We start from the raw sequence: 758 nt of genomic DNA, 5'->3' as shown, positions 1-758 counted from the left end.
CCCCTAATCTCATGGTCACGGAGCTTTGCCCCAACCATGACGGCGCATCCACCGGCGTTTGAGAGGAACCGGACACACTCAACCCGTCCCGCTGATTCAGCAGATGGCCGGTATTGATGGTGATATCGCCGCTGGTGGTTTCAATATCCCCCGACGTGTTGACCACTTCGCTGTTGGCGTTGCCCGCCGCGTCCCGCTGCAGCCACAGGCTGTTGCCCGCCAGAATATCGCCGTAGTTATTGTGAATACTGTCGGCCAGCAGCTGCATGTTGTTACCGGCGTACAGCAGCGCGCTGTTCGTCAGTTGGCCGCCAGCGGACATCACCACGTTGCCTGCCCCGCCGACAAAGCCGCTGTTGTTAAGCACACCACGGCTGGCGAGGCGGATATCGCCGCCGGACTGTACGCTGCCGCTGCCGTTGAGCTGGATGTTGCTGGCGTCCACGCCCACCGTACCGCCGCCACCGCGCAACTGACCGCTGTTGGTAAAGTTGCCCGTGGAACTGAGCTGGATACCGTTGCCCTGCAAGGTGCCGAGCACGTTCAGGTCGCCCTGCGTGCTGAGGTTGAGGTTTTGCCCCGCTGCCAGCGTGCCGGTCTGGGTGAAGCCCGAACCGAGTTGCAGCGTCATATCCCCCAGCGCCAGCAGGCTGCCCGCCTGATTCAGCACCGGTGTCACCAGCGTCAGGTTGCCTGCGCTGTAAAGTCTGCCGCCCGCCTGGTTGTCGGCGTTCTGAACGTTAAGCCCCAGTGACTGG

General features: G+C 62.7%; 1 pseudogene. It reads right to left on the bottom strand.

Features of this window, described 5'->3' with window-relative positions:
• A pseudogene (locus UC14_RS26600) lies at positions 1-758 on the bottom strand (adhesin); the annotation flags it as partial.

Origin of the sequence: Rahnella sp. NRRL B-41462 (genome assembly GCF_003263525.1) — a bacterium.
Classification (GTDB): domain Bacteria; phylum Pseudomonadota; class Gammaproteobacteria; order Enterobacterales; family Enterobacteriaceae; genus Rahnella; species Rahnella aceris.
The sequence above is the reverse complement of the archived record's forward strand: the minus strand, read 5'-3'. Positions and strand labels throughout refer to the sequence as shown.